Consider the following 15,127-nt stretch of genomic DNA (forward strand, 5'->3'; position numbering starts at 1 on the left):
GCCGCGGGCCCGCGCGCGGTGCACGGCCGATGGCCGGGCCCGCGGCGGCTGCGCCGCCGGGCCACCCGGCCCGGGCCGCGCGACGACCCGCCCGGAGGGCGGGTGGGTGGGCGCGGCACGGCCGCCAGGCCGACACGGCCGCCAGGCCGACACGGCCGCCAGGCCGACACGGCCGCCAGGCCCGACCTCGGCGGCTACGCCGCCTGGTCGGGCCGGCGGGCCGGTGGCCAGGGCCAAGCGGCCAGCGTTACCGCTGGGTGGCGCCCGTGCGGGCCGTCGCGGCGGCTACCGCCGCCTCGCGGGCGGCTGTCGTCTCCTCGGCCTTCAGGGTCCGGTCGGGTGCGCGGAACCGCAGGGTGTAGGCGAGCGACTTGCGGCCCTCGCCCACCTGTTCGCCGGTGAAGACGTCGAACAGCCGCAGGGACTCCAGCAGCTCGCCGGCCCCCTCCCGGAGCGCCGCCGCCACCTCGGCCGCCGGGACGGAGGCGTCGACGACCAGCGCCACGTCCTGGGTGGCCACCGGGAACGAGGACACCGCGGGGGCCGCCGGCAGGCCGGCGCCCGCGCGCTGGAGCGCGTCCAGGTCGGCCTCCATCGCGCAGGTGCGCTCCGGCAGGCCGAGGGCCTTGATCACCCGTGGGTGCAGCTCACCGGCGTGGCCGACCAGTGTGCGCTCGCCGTCCGCCACCGCGTACAGCGCCGCGCACCGGCCGGGGTGCCACGGGGCGTGCCGGTCGCTCTCCACGACGAGTTCGGCGCCGGCCTCGGCGGCCACCGTGCGGGCGGCCTCGACGGCGTCCGCCCAGCTGGCCGGGCGGCCCTCGCCCCACCAGCCGGCCGGCTCGCGGGAGCCGGCGAGGACCACGGCGACGCGCCGCGGCTGCCGCGGCAGCGCCGCGTCCAGCAGGGCGATCTCCTCGGCGGACGGCCGCCTGGTGACCGGCAGCCGGACGGGCGCCGGCTCGTCGCCGGTGGGCCGGAAGACCAGGCCGGTCTCGAACAGGGCCAGGTCGCCGGTGCCGCGGCCGACGTTGCGCCGCAGCGCGTCGAGCAGTCCGGGCAGCAGCGTGGTGCGCAACGCCGGCTCCTCGTCGGAGAGCGGGTTGAGCAGGCGGACGGTGCGCCGGCGGTCGTCGTCCGCCGGCAGGCCGAGCGCGTCGAGCTGGGCCTCTCCGAGGAACGGGTAGTTGGGCGCCTCGACGTAGCCGGCGCCGGCCAGCGCCCGGCCGACCCGCCGGTGGAGCCGCTGCCGCTCGGTGAGGCCGCGGCCCGGCTTGGGGCGCGGCAGCGTCGACGGCAGGGCCGCGTAGCCCTCGAGGCGGATGACCTCCTCGGCCAGGTCGTTGGGGTCGGTGAGGTCGGGTCGCCAGCTCGGCGGGGTGACGGTCAGCAGGTCGCTGCCGGTGACCGTGCAGCCGACCTCCTGGAGCCGGCGCACGACGGTCTCGCGGCCGTAGGTCATGCCGGCGACCCGGTCGGGGTGGTCGGCGCGGATGGTGATGGTCACCGGCGGCGCCTCGGTGACGACCTCGGTGACGCCGGGCTGCGCGGTGCCGCCGCCGAGCAGCACCAGCAGGTCGACGGCGCGCTGCGCGGCCGCGCCGGCCGCCAGCGGGTCGACGCCGCGCTCGAAGCGGCGGGCGGCCTCGCTCGACAGCCGGTGGCGGCGGGCGGTGCGGGCGATGGCAACCGGGTCGAAGTGCGCGGCCTCCAGGACGATCTCGGTGGTGCCGCGGCCCTCGCCGATCAGCGGCTCCGGCTCGTCGACGGGCGCATCGGCGATCTCGGTGTCCTGGCCGCCCATCACGCCGGCCAGGCCGATCGGCCCGTTGGCGTCGAAGATCACCAGGTCCTCCGGGTCGAGCGCGCGGCGCGCGCCGTCCAGGGTGGTGAGCTTCTCGCCCGGCTGGGCACGGCGCACGCCGATGGGCCCTGTGACCCGGGTGTGGTCGTAGGCGTGCAGCGGCTGGCCGATCTCCAGCATCACGTAGTTGGTGACGTCGACGGCGAGCGAGATGGGCCGCATGCCGGCCTTCTGGAGCCGGCGCTGGAGCCAGATCGGGGACCGGGCCTCGGGCCGCACCCCGGTGACGGTGCGGGCCACGAACCGGTCGCAGCCGGGGTCGGCGACCCGGACCGGGAAGCCCTCGGCGTTGGGCGCCGGCACGTCGAGCAGCGCCGGGTCGCGCAGCGGGAGGCCGAAGGCGGTGGCGGTCTCGCGGGCGATGCCGCGCATGGACAGGCAGTAGCCGCGGTCGGTGGTGACCGCGATGTCCAGCACCTCGTCGACGATCTCGAGCAGCTCGATGGCGTCGGTGCCGGCCTCGTGCTCGGGCGGCAGCACGATGATGCCGTCGTGGTCGTCGCCGAGGCCGAGCTCGCGGGCGGAGCAGATCATGCCCTCGGAGACCTTGCCGTAGGTCTTCCGGGCGGTGATCTCGAAGCCGCCGGGCAGCGTGCCGCCGGGCAGCACGACCACCACCTTGTCACCGACGCGGAAGTTGCTGGCGCCGCAGATGATGTTCTGCGGCTGCCCGGTGCCGTTGGCGGTGCCGACGTCCACCTGGCAGTAGCGGATCGGCTTCTTGAACTCGGTGAGCTCCTCGATGGCCAGCACCTGGCCGACGACCAGGGGTCCGGTGAGGTCGGCGCCGAGCTGCTCGACGGTCTCGACCTCCAGGCCGGCCGAGATCAGCCGGGCCGCGACCTCGCGGCCGGTGATCCCCTCCGGCAGGTCCACGTATTCCCGCAGCCAGGAAAGCGGGGCGCGCATCAGATCTCCATCCCGAACGGCCGGGTGAACCGCACGTCACCCTCGATCATGTCTCGCATGTCCACGATGTTGTGGCGGAACATCAGCAGGCGCTCGATGCCGAAGCCGAAGGCGAAACCGCTGTACCGCTCGGGGTCGATGCCGCAGGCCACCAGGACGCGCGGGTTGACCACGCCGCAGCCGCCGAGCTCGATCCAGCCCTCGCTGGAACAGGTGCGGCAGGGCCGGTCCGGGTTGCCGACGGACTCGCCGCGGCAGCGGAAGCACACCATGTCCATCTCGGCGGACGGCTCGGTGAACGGGAAGTAGTTGGGCCGCAGCCGGGTGCGCATTCCCTCGCCGAAGAGCGACTGGACCATGTGGTCGAGGGTGCCCTTGAGGTCGGCCATGGTGAGGCCCTCGTCGATGGCCAGGAGCTCGACCTGGTTGAAGACGGGGGTGTGGGTGGCGTCCAGCTCGTCGGTGCGGTAGACGCGGCCCGGGCAGATCACGTAGATGGGCGGCTCGCGGTCCAGCATGGAGCGGACCTGCACCGGCGAGGTGTGGGTGCGCAGCACCAGGTCGGCCTCGGCGCCGCCGGCCCGGTCCTTGTCGCCGGCGAGGAAGAAGGTGTCGTGGGTGGTGCGCGCCGGGTGGTCGGGGCCGATGTTGAGGGCGTCGAAGTTGAACCACTCCGCCTCGACCTCGGGGCCCTCGGCGACCTCGTAGCCCATCGCCGTGAAGATGTCCTCGATGCGCTCGGAGAGCGTGGTCAGCGGGTGCCGGGCGCCGGCCGGGCGCCGGTCGTAGGGCAGGGTGACGTCCACCGCCTCCTCGACCAGCACGCGCTCGTCCCGCTCGGCCTCCAGCTCCTCCTGGCGGGCGGCGAGGGCGCTGCCCACGGCCTTCCTCGCCTGGCCGACGCGCCGACCGGCGTCCGCCTTGGCGTGCGGCGGGAGCGCGCCGATCTCGCGGTTGGCCAGGGCGAGGGGCGACCGGTCTCCGGCGTGGGCCACCTTGACCTCGCGCAGCGCGTCGAGGCTGTCGGCGGCCGCGATGGCCGCGAGCGCCTCGTCGCGCGCTCGGTCGATCTCTTCCGGTTTCAGTGCCTCGACCTCGACAGGGTCGTACGACTTGTTGGGTGCCGACATATCTTCCGTTGCTTCCGTTTGGCGTGGCGCCCCGCTGCGCGCCCCGCGCCGAGTCTACGGGGGCACGCCGGGGGCGTGGGCATGCGGTGCGAGGGGGGGGTGAGCCCGCGGCCAGGGCCGGCGGTGATCCGGTGCGATCGGTGACGATCGCGGGGGTCACGAAAGGAACGCCGGGGTGCCCGCGGGCAGGGTAAATCGGAACCTGGCGCCGCCCTGGGGCGAGCGGCCGACCGCGACGGTGCCACCGTGGGCCTCGACGATGCCCTTGACGATGTAGAGGCCGAGCCCGGTGCCGCCCCGGTCGTTGCCGCGCCAGAAGCGCGTGAAGACCCGGTGGACGGCGTCCTCTGGGATGCCGGGGCCTTCGTCGCTCACGGTGACCGATGTCCCTTCCTGGCTGGGGGCGCCTTCCGGCGTCGGCGGGGAGGGGGCGCCGGACGGCGCCCTGTCCACCTCGATGGTGACGGTTCCCGCGCCGTGCCGCACGGCGTTTTCCAGCAGGTTGCCGAGGACCTGGTCGATCTTGTCGGGGTCGGCCCACAGGCCGGGCAGCGAGTCGGCGATCCGCAGGTGGAAGCGGTCGGCCTGGACGCCGCCGTTGACCAGGGTCTCGACGTGGCGGCGGACCGCCTCGTCGAGCCTGACCGGCTGGCGGCGGATCTCCAGGCGGCCCGAGTCGATCCGGGAGACGTCGAGCAGCTCCGTGATCAGCCGGGTGACGCGGTCGGCGTCGCTGTCGACGGTCTGCAGCATCAGCTTCTTCTGCTCGTCGGTGAACCGCTCCCACTTGTCGAGCATGGTGGCGGTGAAGCCCTTGACCGAGGTGAGCGGGGAGCGCAGCTCGTGGGCGACGGTGGCGATCAGCTCGGCGTTGCCGCGCTCCGCGCGCCCTCCGGTGTGGCCGCCGCGCAGGGTGAGGACCAGGCGGCGGACGGGGCCCGCCGGCCGGGACCGCGCGTAGCGGGTGGTGACCAGCAGCTCCTGGCCGCTGGGCAGCAGCAGGGTCCGCTCGGGCTGCCCCGGACGGTCCGCGGGGCCGTGGTAGGGGTCGGTGAGCCGCCACCAGTCGCGGCCGTCCGTGGACTCGAGCGGCAGCGCCTCCTCGATGCGGCGGCCCAGCGCCTCGGCGGCCGGGCGGCCGGTGAGGCGGGCCGCCTCGGCGTTGAAGCAGACGACCAGGCCGGCGTCGTCCGCGACGACCAGCCCTTCCGGCAGGTCGTCGGGGAGCAGGTCGAGCTCCCCGGCACCGGCTTCGGTGTCCATCCCCGTCCGCCCCTCTCGCAGTGCGGTCAGCGTACTAGGACGCGTCGGTTCATCCCTCCCCCGGCGGAGCGCGCGACCACCGTGCCGGCGCGCTGATGGCCGAAGGTCAACCCCCACTACGTCGCCGCCCGGCACCCGCCGGGCGCGCGCTGGGCGCGTGCCGAGGCGTACAGGCAGACGGCCGCCGCGGTGGCCAGGTTCAGGCTCTCGGCCCGGCCGTGGATGGGGACCCGGACGACGGCGTCGGCCAGCGCCCTGGTCTCGGCGGGCAGGCCCCAGGCCTCGTTGCCGAAGATCCAGGCGGTGGGCCCGCCCATGGCGCCGGCGTCGAGCTCCGCGTCCAGGTCGCGGTCGCCGCCGCCGTCGGCCGCCAGCACCCTGGTCCCGGCCGCGGCCAGACCGGCGACGGCGCGCTCCACGGGGACGCCGACGGCGACCGGCAGGTGGAACAGGCTGCCGACGGAGGCGCGCACCGCCTTGGGGTTGTAGAGGTCGACGGAGGCGTCGGTGAGGATCACGGCGTCGGCGCCGGCCGCGTCGGCGCAGCGCAGCACGGTGCCGGCGTTGCCCGGGTCGCGGACGTGGGCGAGGACGGCGACCAGCCGGGGGCGGGCCGCCAGGATCTCCTCGATCGGCCGGTCGAGGAACCGGCAGACGCCCACCATGCCCTGGGGGGTGACGGTCTGCGAGATGCCCGCGACGATCTCCTCGGTCGCCCGGTGCACCGGGGCGCCGGCGGCCAGGGCGGCCTCGACGATGTCGCCGTGCCGCTCGGCGGCCTCCGGGGTGGTGAACAGCTCGACCAGGGTGCGCTCGCCGCCGGCCCGGTGGTCGGCGGCCTCCCGTACCGCCTGGGGTCCCTCGGCGAGGAACCTGCGCTCCTTGCCCCGGAAGCTGCGGCGGGCCAGCCGCCGGGCGGCGACGACGCGCGGGGAGCGTGGGGAGGTCAGCTCGGCGGCGGGGGGCATGGCGTGGGACTCGCTATCTCTTCGGCTCGGGCGGTGGTACGCGTGGCCGCACCGGGACCGGTGAAAGCACGAACCCGCAGGCACGTGGCCTGCGGGTCCGGACTCGGTGTGCCAGCGAGGAGCGGGCTGGCTCAGGCGGCGGCCCTGGGGGCGTTGACGTCGCTGGGCAGCGCCTTCTGAGCCGTCTCGACCAGGACCGCGAACGCGTTCGGGTCGTTGACCGCGAGCTCGGCGAGCATCTTGCGGTCCACCTCGATCTCGGCGGCCTTCAGGCCCTGGATGAACCGGTTGTAGGTGACGCCGTTGGCGCGGGCGGCGGCGTTGATCCGCTGGATCCACAGCTGCCGGAAGTCGCCCTTGCGCTTCTTGCGGTCGTTGTAGTTGTAGACGAGGGAGTGGGTGACCTGCTCCTTCGCCTTGCGGTAGAGGCGCGAGCGCTGACCGCGGTAGCCGCTGGCCTGCTCCAGAACAGCCCGGCGCTTCTTGTGGGCGTTGACTGCCCGCTTGACGCGTGCCACGTGTGTACTCCTTGTAGGGGGGCCGCGGGACGGTCACGCGGCCCGGAACGGATGGGGTCCCGGTCGGACGCCCGGATGTCCGCGGCCGGTCGGCCGGCGGACGCGCCGGGTCACTTGCCGAGAAGCTTCTTGATCCTCTTGGCGTCGGCCGGAGCCGTCTCCGTCACACCGGCGAGGCGACGGGTCAGCGTCGACGGCTTGTGCTCCAGGTAGTGACGGCGACCGGCGCGAGGGCGCATCACCTTGCCGGAACCAGTGATCTTGAAGCGCTTACTGGTACCGCTGTGCGTCTTGTTCTTCGGCATGTCGCCGTTCTCTCCTCGTCGTCTTCCTGATCCTTGACGCCCGGCAGGGGGCGCCGGCCTTGTCAGGCCGACGCCTTGCCCTGCTGGCGCTCGGCCTTGCGGGCGGCCTGGGCCTCCCGCGCCTCGGCCATCGCCTCGGTCTTCTTCTTGTGCGGACCGAGAACCATGATCATGTTGCGCCCGTCCTGCTTGGGGTTTGACTCAACAAAGCCCAGATCCTGGACGTCCTCAGCGAGCCGCTGCAGCAGCCGGTAGCCCAGCTCGGGGCGGGACTGCTCACGACCGCGGAACATGATCGTGATCTTGACCTTGTCCCCCTGCTTGAGGAACCGGACGACGTGACCCTTCTTGGTGTCGTAGTCGTGCGGATCGATCTTCGGCCGGAGCTTCATCTCCTTGATCACCGTGTGCGCCTGGTTCTTGCGCGCCTCACGGGCCTTCATGGCCGACTCGTACTTGAACTTTCCGTAGTCCATGAGCTTGCAGACCGGCGGGCGGGCGTTGGCCGCCACCTCGACCAGGTCCAGGTCGTACTCCTGGGCAAGCTCCAGGGCCTTGGCAAGCGGCACGATGCCGACCTGCTCGCCACTGGGACCGACGAGTCGCACCTCGGGGACGCGAATCCGGTCGTTGATACGGGGCTCGGCGCTGATGGGGCCTCCTCGGTTGCGCCGCACGGTTGCCTGGCGGACAGCCGTGCCGGGATCGTTCCTGGCGGACAGCCGTTCGGCGGCGTGAAAAAACGCCCCGAACGGCACACAGGCGGGGCTCCTTGGGGATCCGGGAGCACCGCCGCAGATCACCGCGGGGCGCAGCCTGACCAGTGACCTGCCGGCCCGGGGGGCCAGCCAGGTGGGAGTACGGAGCCTCCACTTGTGGGTCAGCCACATGAGTGACCGACCGGTCGAATTCCAGACTACACGAAGTACCCGGTGGTCGCTTGCGCACGGTATGGGTGCGCGACCGGGGGCCGCGCGTGACACGGTCGGGCCGGGCCTACCCTGGACGGCATGAGCGAGACCGCACCGGCCGACCGTCCCGGCGAGACCCCCGACCCCGCCCCCGCCGCACCCGACGTCGAGGGCCTGACCCGCGACATCGCCGACGTGCCCGCGGTCGAGGTGATCACCACCGTGGCGGTGCACCTGATGAGTTCGGCCGCGGTCAACCTGGGCCTCGCCGAGGGCGGCGAGGAGCACAAGGACCTGGACGAGGCGCGCAAGCTGATCACCGCGCTCGCCGGCCTGGTCACGGCGAGCGCCACCGAGGTGGGTTCCTACCACGCGGCGCCCCTGCGGGACGGTCTGAAGTCGCTGCAGCTGGCGTTCCGTGAGGCGTCCGCGGTGCCGGACGAGCCGGGCCAGGGGCCTGGCGAGAAGTTCACCGGGCCGGTCCTCGGCTCGCCCGCCGCGCGTTCTGCTCGCTGAACCAGCCGCCGTTCTCGGTGTGCACCAGCTGGTGCACCAGCACGGCGACGGCGGCGCCGACCAGCGGGGCGACGATGAAGAGCCACAGCTGCGTGAGCGCGGAGCCGGTGGCGAAGATCGCGGTGGCGACGCTGCGCGCCGGGTTGACGCCGGCGCCGGTCAGCGGGATGCCGACGAGGCTCACCGCGCCGAGGGCGAGGCCGATCGGCACGCCGTCGAAGCCGCGGAGCAGGAGGCCGGGCCCCGGGGTCGCGGCGAGGTAGACGAAGACCAGCAGGAAGGTCAACAGCGCCTCGATGACGAAGGCGCCGCCGAGCGAGATGCCCACCGCGGAGCGGCTGTCGAAGCCGTTGCTGCCGAAGGCGCCGTGGGTGCCGAGCCCCGGCACCTGCTTGGCGACCAGGAAGAGCAGCGCGGCGCCGACGATGGCCCCGGCGAACTGGGCGATCCAGTAGGCCACGGCGGCGCGTGGGTCCATCCGCCCGGCCAGCAGCATGCCGAGCGTGACGGCGGGGTTGACGTGCGCGCCCGAGACGTGGCCGAACACGTAGACCAGGCCGATGAGCACGAAGGCGAAGGCCAGCGAGATGCCGAGGGTGCCGATGAACTCCCCGGCGAGCACGGCTGATCCCACGGCGAAGAAGACCAGGAGCAGGGTTCCCACGAACTCGGCGACCAGCGGTCGCGGGTCTATCGCGGCGGGGCCGCCGGCGTGGCGGGTGTCGGCGGAGTCGGTCGTGCCGGGCTCGGTCTCGGCGGACATGGCGCCCTCCTGTGCCAGACGTCGGTCGTGCTGGCAGTCTCCGACACCGGATCGCGACCCGCACGCGCATGCCGCCATGCGGGTGGCGGTCGCCGCCGCCAGGACCGCGGCTCAGCGGCGGTAGGTGGGCTCGCCCGGCAGCTTCGCGTCGGGGGGCAGCACGGCGAGTTGGAGGCCGCGCACCAGGTGGGCGCGGAGCGTGGCGTCGGCGGCCAGCGTGCCGGCGAGTCGGCGCACGGTCTCGGCGGTGGGGGCGGCCGGGTCGAGCAGCAGCGCCAGGGTGGCGTCGGCGTCCTGGCCGCCCGGCACCAGGCGGGCGACGCGGACGGCGGGCTCGGCGGCGAGCGCGGCGCGGACGGCGTCGAGCACGGCCGGCGCGCCGGCCGGGTCGCCGCCGCCGGCCACGGCGCGCAGCGCGGGGCCCGAGAGTTCGTAGCTGACCGGTCCCGCGACGTCGACGACGAGGGCGCCGGCGTTCTCCTGGACGGCGGCGCGCAGCGCCTGGGCGGTGGTCACGGCGACGGGGCGGGCGTCCGGGCGCCAGCGGGCCAGGGTCTCGGTGGCGGTGAAGACCGGAAGCGCGCGGCGGCCGCCGGGCAGTTCGAGGGTGAGGACGGCCATCTCGCTGCTCTTCTCGCGGCGCAGCCCGTCGGGTCCGGTCTCGGCCTCGCCGAGCACGGCGACCACCGGGACGAGCAGCCGGGCCGGCCCGAGCGCGGCCAGCAGTCGCGGCTCGGTCCGTGGATCGCGGGCCCAGGCGTCGAGCGCCTCCCGCACCGTGGGGTCGGCCGTGCCGTCGTCGTCGGCGAAGGCGGGTCGCGGGATGTTCTTCGGGGCCACGGTGAGGAGACTATGCGGGGCCGCCGCGGGGCGCCGTGGCGGGGGTGGTGCCGGCGAGCCAGGCGGTGGCCGTCTCGGTGAGGGTCCGCGTCACCGCGGCGGCCTGGGTCGTGAGGTAGAAGTGGCCGCCCGGGAAGGTGTGGACGGCGCAGGGTCCCGTGGTGTGGTCCTGCCAGGCGCGGACGTCGTCCACCGGCGCCAGGGGGTCGTCCGCCCCGGTCATGGCCGTCACCGGGCAGTTCAGCGCGGTGCCGGGCCGGTGGCGGTAGGTCTCCACCGCCGTGTAGTCGGCGCGGATCGCCGGGAGGAGGGAGCGCAGCAGTTCGTCCTCGCCGAGCACCTGGGTGGCGGTGCCGTCGAGTCGGCGTAGTTCCGCGAGTACCTGGTCGTCGTCGCGGCGGTGGACGAACTCCCTGGGCTGGCGGGAGGGGGCGCGGCGGCCGGAGACGATGACGCCCAGGGGCCCGGTGCCGCTCTCCTCGAGGCGGAGGGCGACCTCGAAGGCCAGGGTGGCGCCGAGGCTGTGGCCGAAGAGGACGACGGGGCGGTCGAGGCACGGCCGCAGGGCCTCGGCCGACTGGTCGGCCAGCTCGGCCATGCTGTCCACGCACGGCTCGTGGCGGCGGTCCTGCCGCCCCGGGTACTGGATGCCGAGGACGTCGTAGGCGGGGGCCAGGGCGCGGGAGAGCGGGAAGAAGTAGCTGGCGGATCCCCCGGCGTGCGGGAAGCAGGCCAGGATCAGGGGCGCCTGTGGGGAGGGGTGGAAGCGGCGCACCCACCGGGTCGTCGCTGCGGGGGCCGTCATCGTCTCGGCGCCTTTCTCTCCGTCTTCGCTCCGTGCGGCCGTGCCACCGCGTGCCGCTCGGTCCACGGTGAGCCAGGGGGCGGTCGCCGGGCGACCCCTATCCGCCCCTTACCAGGAGCCCTCGACCACGGGGCTGCGGCCCTTCAGGGGCTCCCACCAGTCCCGGTTCTCGGCGTACCAGCGGATGGTGTCCCTGACGCCCTCGTCGAAGGGGATCTCCGGCCGCCACCCGAGTTCGCGGCGGATCTTGCCGGAGTCCAGCAGGTAGCGGCGGTCGTGTCCCGGGCGGTCGGGGACGACCTCCGTGAGCGTGGTCGGCAGGCCCAGTTCGTCGAGTACGAGGTCCGCGAGTTGTCGGACGCTCGCCTCGACTCCCGTTCCGACGTGGTAGGTCTCGCCCGACTGCCCTTTGAGCAGCACCGCCTCGACGGCCCGGCAGTGGTCGAGCACGTGGATCCACTCGCGGCGGTTGTCGCTCGACTCGTACATCGGCAGCGGTCGTCCGTCCAGTGCCCGGGTGGTGAACAATGGGAGCACCTTTTCCGGGAACTGGTGGCTGCCGTAGTTGTTCGCGCAGTTGGTGATGGTGACGGGCAGGTCGAAGGTCTCGTGGTAGGCGCGCACCGCGTGGTCGGCTCCGGCCTTGCTCGCGTTGTAGGGGGTGCGGGGCCGGTAGGGACTCCTTTCGGAGAAGGTCTGCGTGGAACGCAGCGAGAGATCGCCGTACACCTCACAGGTCGAGATGTGGTGGAAGCGTTCCACGCCGGTCTCCCGGCAGACCTCGAGGAGGTTCTGGGTGCCGAGCACATTCGTGCGGAAGAAACGCCCGGGGTCGAGCACCGCGAGGCTGTTGTGGGATTCCGCGGCGAAGTTGACCACGATGCCGACCCCGTGCTCGTCGAGGAGTCGTCTGACGAACGGGGCGTCGCCGATGTCGCCGTGCGCGAAGACGATGTCGTCGCGTACGTCGGCGAGGTTGGTGAGGGTTCCCGCGTACGTCAACGCGTCCAGCGCGACCACGGTGTCCCCGGGGTGCTGCCCGAGCCAGTACCGCACGAAGTGCGAGCCGATGAAGCCTGCCGCGCCGGTTACCAGGAGAGAGGTCATGCCGAACACGCTAACGAGATCACGGCCGCGCGTCCCCGGCCGGCGCGGTGCGTAGCGGTTCATAGGGGCCCGACTCCGGGCCCTGGCGGCGCCGCGCCCTTCCCCCGCGCGAACCCGGTCCGGCCCCCCGGGGGGTCACGCGTCGGCGCCAGCGAATGGTGGCAGTGAATGAACCGAATTGGCAGGAGATGACCGAACTGGCGTGGTTGTGGGGAAGTAATCACCAAGATGTAATTCTACAGAACCCTTTCACGACCTGCGTGTACGTGATACAGTCGCGAAATTCCGGCTAAGTCAACCCAAGAAGCAAGTAAAGCTACACCCTAGAGGTCGACCACATCATGTGCCCCACGGCGCATTGAAAAACAAATCAGGGGGAAAGTTTTACCATGTTCACGGGGAGAAAAAAACATCTGGACGTCCTGCTTTCCTCGCTCACCCAGGCACAAAGCGGAAGTGGGCAGGTGGCGCTGGTTACCGGATGTCTCGCCTCCGGAAAGAGCGCACTGCTTCAGCAATTCTCCGAAAAAGCCGATTCCTCGGGCGCCATCGTTTTCAACGCCACGGGTTCGAGAACCGAACGCGACCTGCCCATGGGAGTCGTCTGGCAGCTACTGCACAGCACCCCGATCCCCTCCAAGGTAATCCGCCGTTTTTCTCGGTTCAGCAGAGCGGAAACCGCGGGGAGAAGCGAGGAGGATTCTCCGTCGGGAGGGCTCAGACGGGGCGAGGTTCTCGCCCTGAACAGCCTGTTCTCGTCCCTGCTGATCCTGGCCAGGTCGCGTCCCGCCGTCATCATCGTCGACGATCTCCACTTCGCCGACAACGCCTCGTTGCAGGCGCTACTCTTCCTCCGGCATCGCCTGCGGTCCTCGCGGGTTCTGGTCGTGCTCTCCTCCTGGGACCGGCCCGGATATGTGGGCCCGGCCGTGCAGATGGAGCTGATGCGCCAGGCCCACCACCGTATCCGTCTCGGTCGGCTGTCGACCGAGGAGATCACCGAACTCGTCCTGGACGCGGGCCACCGGGATCCTTCCTCGGCGGCGGATCTCGCCGCCGGCCTCGGCGTGCTCAGCGGCGGCAATCCGCTGCTGGTCCGTGCCCTTCTGGACGACAGTCCACTCGGCGTGGACGAGGGGCCGGGGCCGGCCGGGCGCCCCGTCGCCGGCGAGGCCTTCCAGCGGGCCGTGCTCGACTGTCTGCACCGCTGGGACCCGGCGTTGATGGAGGTGGCCCGCGGTCTCGCCGTGCTCGACGACCACGCCGCGCCGGAGCTGATCGCGCGCCTGCTCCCCATGCAGCCGGACACGGTCCCCCAGCTGTTGGCCGTCCTGGAGAAGGCGGGGCTGCTGCACCAGGGGCGTCTCGGCAGCCCCGAGATCGCCGCCGTCGTCCGGGGCACGCTCTCGGGCGAGGAGACCACGCGGCTGTACTCCCGCGCCGCGGAACTGCTCTACGAGCACGGCGCCATGGCGAGGGACGTCGCCCGCCGCCTGCTCCGCGCCGACACGGTGCCTGGCCCCTGGGCGCTGCGGGCCCTGCGGCAGGCGGCCGAACAGACCCTGGCCGAGAACGACGTGGACTCCGCGGTGCGCGGCCTGGAGCTGGGGCTCCGCGAGTGCGGCCAGGGGCCGGAGGCCCTGAAGTTCCGGGCGGCCCTGGTGCGGGTGGCGTGGCGGGTCAATCCCTCCGCGGCGGCGCGCCACATCTCGCCCCTGTACGACGCGCTGAACCTCGGCCAGTTGAGCGCGCGCGACGCCGCGCCACTCATCCGGCACCTGCTGTGGCAGGGCGACCGGGCGACGGCCACCCGCCTGCTGTGGTCCATCACCTCCTCCCCCGAGGCGGGGCGGACGGCGGGGCTCGCCGAACTCCGGATCGCCCACGAGTGGATCTACGGCGCGCCGTGCGAACCGCCGGCCGCCGAGCCCACGGCGCCCTCCGACCGGAGCAGGGCGCGAAGGCCGGCGGCCGGCCCGCAGCCGCGGGGCAGCGCGACGCTGAGCACGCTGTGGCGGCAGGGGATGAGCGAGGCGCTCCTCAACGGCGTGGAGCACATCCTGCAGGGCCGACTCGGCGACACCATCCCGGAGGCCGGCGCGATGGCGCTCCTGGTGCTGCACCACTCCGGGCACCGCAAGCGGGCCGAGTATTGGCACGGCGTGCTGTCCGCGGAAGCGGCCCGGTTGGACGCCCCGACGTGGCAGGCCGTCCTGGCCAGCGTCGGCGCCGACATGGCGATGCGGCGCGGCGACCTGGCACGGGCGGCGGCGCTGGCCCGGGACGCGCTGAGCCGGCTCCACGCCCAGAGCTGGGGCGCGGCGATCGGCTTCCCGCTGTCCACCCTGATTCTCGCCGAGACGGCGATGGGCCGGTACGAGGAGGCGTCGAAGCTGCTCGACCTGGTGGTCCCCGAGGCCGTGTTCGACACCGTTGCCGGACTGCAGTACCTCTACGCGCGGGGACACTACAACCTGGCCGTGGACCGGGTGCTCGCGGCGGCCGGCGACTTCGAACGGTGCGGCGCCCTGATGCGGGAGTGGGACGTCGACTTCCCGGCGCTGGTGCCCTGGCGCAGCAGCCTGGCCCAGGCGAACCTGCGGCTGGGACGTTCCAGGGAGACCGCCGAGCTGATCGCCCAGCAGCTCGACCTGCTCGGCCCGTCCGAGTACGCCCGCACGCGCGGCGTCTCGCTGCGGGTGCTGGCGGCCGCCAGCCCGCTCAAGGAACGGTGCGCCCTGCTGCAGGAGGCCGCGCTGCTGCTGGAGCAGAGCGAGGACCGCCTCGAACTCGCCCGAACCCTCAACGACATCAGCCAGGTGTATCAGACGCTCGGTGACCTCGGCCGGGCCCGTCTGGTGGCCCGGCGGGCGACCCAGGAGGCCAAGGCGTGCAACACCGATGTCGTCACCCCGCTCCAGGCCCTCCGGGTGCCGAAACATGTCATTCGGAGCCAGTCGGAGCCACCGGCCCACCAGACTGACGGGCTGGTGGCGCTGAGCGAGGCCGAGCGGAAGGTCGCCACGCTGGCCGCCTACGGCCACACCAACCGGGAGATCGGACGCAAGCTGTACATCACGGTGAGCACGGTCGAGCAGCACTTGACGCGCGTCTACCGGAAGCTCAACGTCCGGCAGCGGACGGACCTGCCGTCCGAACTGACCCGCTACGCCTCCGACATCAGGCCGTAGCAAGCCGGCCGGAAACGCCGGAAGGGCCGGGGCGACG

13 protein-coding genes are annotated in these 15,127 nt (G+C 73.1%); 2 read left to right on the top strand and 11 right to left on the bottom strand.

The genetic code is table 11. The features are described 5' to 3' along the window. Positions 1 to 247: 247 nt before the first annotated feature. From pheT to infC, 7 genes are all read right to left on the bottom strand, one after another. Complete coding sequence (gene pheT / locus RNC47_RS15605) at positions 248 to 2,773, bottom strand: phenylalanine--tRNA ligase subunit beta (protein ID WP_311599248.1); 2,526 nt, start codon at positions 2,771 to 2,773, stop codon at positions 248 to 250. Then, a complete protein-coding gene (gene pheS, locus RNC47_RS15610; RefSeq protein ID WP_311599250.1) occupies positions 2,773 to 3,903 on the bottom strand; it encodes a phenylalanine--tRNA ligase subunit alpha in 1,131 nt (376 codons plus the stop codon). Before pheS ends, pheT begins: the two co-directional genes overlap by 1 nt. Before the next feature lie 156 nt (positions 3,904 to 4,059). Beyond that, entirely contained in the window at positions 4,060 to 5,166 is a 1,107-nt protein-coding gene (locus RNC47_RS15615; RefSeq protein WP_311599251.1) for a sensor histidine kinase, read from the bottom strand. Positions 5,167 to 5,282: 116 nt separating this feature from the next. Continuing rightward, the gene (locus RNC47_RS15620) at positions 5,283 to 6,134 is read right to left on the bottom strand and encodes a TrmH family RNA methyltransferase (protein WP_311599252.1); all 852 of its coding nucleotides are present in this window, start codon (positions 6,132 to 6,134) and stop codon (positions 5,283 to 5,285) included. Positions 6,135 to 6,265: 131 nt separating this feature from the next. Next, positions 6,266 to 6,652: a 50S ribosomal protein L20 gene (rplT, locus tag RNC47_RS15625; protein WP_132928306.1), complete on the bottom strand. Its 387-nt coding sequence runs from the start codon at positions 6,650 to 6,652 to the stop codon at positions 6,266 to 6,268. A 110-nt stretch (positions 6,653 to 6,762) separates the two neighbouring features. Then, on the bottom strand, positions 6,763 to 6,957 hold the full coding sequence (gene rpmI / locus RNC47_RS15630; RefSeq protein WP_311599253.1) for a 50S ribosomal protein L35: 195 nt from the start codon (positions 6,955 to 6,957) through the stop codon (positions 6,763 to 6,765). A 62-nt stretch (positions 6,958 to 7,019) separates the two neighbouring features. Beyond that, positions 7,020 to 7,634, bottom strand: a complete 615-nt coding sequence (gene infC / locus RNC47_RS15635) for a translation initiation factor IF-3 (protein WP_107485146.1) — start codon at positions 7,632 to 7,634, stop codon at positions 7,020 to 7,022. Between the two features lie 333 nt (positions 7,635 to 7,967). On the opposite strand from infC, the gene RNC47_RS15640 reads away from it, so the two are divergent. Beyond that, a complete protein-coding gene (locus tag RNC47_RS15640; protein ID WP_311599254.1) occupies positions 7,968 to 8,384 on the top strand; it encodes a DUF1844 domain-containing protein in 417 nt (138 codons plus the stop codon). Here the strand turns inward: RNC47_RS15640 and RNC47_RS15645 are convergent. From RNC47_RS15645 to rfbB, 4 genes are all read right to left on the bottom strand, one after another. Next, entirely contained in the window at positions 8,338 to 9,078 is a 741-nt protein-coding gene (locus RNC47_RS15645) for an MIP/aquaporin family protein (protein ID WP_311599318.1), read from the bottom strand. The genes RNC47_RS15640 and RNC47_RS15645 overlap by 47 nt on opposite strands. Before the next feature lie 180 nt (positions 9,079 to 9,258). Beyond that, the gene (locus RNC47_RS15650; RefSeq protein WP_311599255.1) at positions 9,259 to 9,987 is read right to left on the bottom strand and encodes an SseB family protein; all 729 of its coding nucleotides are present in this window, start codon (positions 9,985 to 9,987) and stop codon (positions 9,259 to 9,261) included. 10 nt (positions 9,988 to 9,997) lie between these two features. Further along, the gene (locus RNC47_RS15655) at positions 9,998 to 10,792 is read right to left on the bottom strand and encodes a thioesterase II family protein (RefSeq protein ID WP_311599256.1); all 795 of its coding nucleotides are present in this window, start codon (positions 10,790 to 10,792) and stop codon (positions 9,998 to 10,000) included. A gap of 108 nt (positions 10,793 to 10,900) precedes the next feature. Then, a complete protein-coding gene (gene rfbB, locus RNC47_RS15660) occupies positions 10,901 to 11,899 on the bottom strand; it encodes a dTDP-glucose 4,6-dehydratase (protein ID WP_311599257.1) in 999 nt (332 codons plus the stop codon). A gap of 389 nt (positions 11,900 to 12,288) precedes the next feature. Between rfbB and RNC47_RS15665 the strand changes: the two genes are divergently transcribed. Next, positions 12,289 to 15,090 (top strand): AAA family ATPase, encoded by a 2,802-nt coding sequence (locus tag RNC47_RS15665; RefSeq protein WP_311599258.1) that lies wholly within the window; start codon positions 12,289 to 12,291, stop codon positions 15,088 to 15,090. The last annotated feature ends 37 nt before the right edge of the window (positions 15,091 to 15,127 follow it).

It is taken from the genome of Streptomyces millisiae (assembly GCF_031845425.1).
Classification (GTDB): domain Bacteria; phylum Actinomycetota; class Actinomycetes; order Streptomycetales; family Streptomycetaceae; genus Streptomyces; species Streptomyces millisiae.

Bases quoted from the DNA above. Each gene is read 5' to 3' on its own strand.
- pheT (WP_311599248.1), bottom strand. From the start codon at position 2,773: ATGCGCGCCCCGCTTTCCTGGCTGCGGGAATACGTGGACCTGCCGGAG.
- pheS (WP_311599250.1), bottom strand. From the start codon at position 3,903: ATGTCGGCACCCAACAAGTCGTACGACCCTGTCGAGGTCGAGGCACTG.
- RNC47_RS15615 (WP_311599251.1), bottom strand. From the start codon at position 5,166: ATGGACACCGAAGCCGGTGCCGGGGAGCTCGACCTGCTCCCCGACGAC.
- RNC47_RS15620 (WP_311599252.1), bottom strand. From the start codon at position 6,134: ATGCCCCCCGCCGCCGAGCTGACCTCCCCACGCTCCCCGCGCGTCGTC.
- rpmI (WP_311599253.1), bottom strand. From the start codon at position 6,957: ATGCCGAAGAACAAGACGCACAGCGGTACCAGTAAGCGCTTCAAGATC.
- RNC47_RS15640 (WP_311599254.1), top strand. From the start codon at position 7,968: ATGAGCGAGACCGCACCGGCCGACCGTCCCGGCGAGACCCCCGACCCC.
- RNC47_RS15655 (WP_311599256.1), bottom strand. From the start codon at position 10,792: ATGACGGCCCCCGCAGCGACGACCCGGTGGGTGCGCCGCTTCCACCCC.
- rfbB (WP_311599257.1), bottom strand. From the start codon at position 11,899: ATGACCTCTCTCCTGGTAACCGGCGCGGCAGGCTTCATCGGCTCGCAC.
- RNC47_RS15665 (WP_311599258.1), top strand. From the start codon at position 12,289: ATGTTCACGGGGAGAAAAAAACATCTGGACGTCCTGCTTTCCTCGCTC.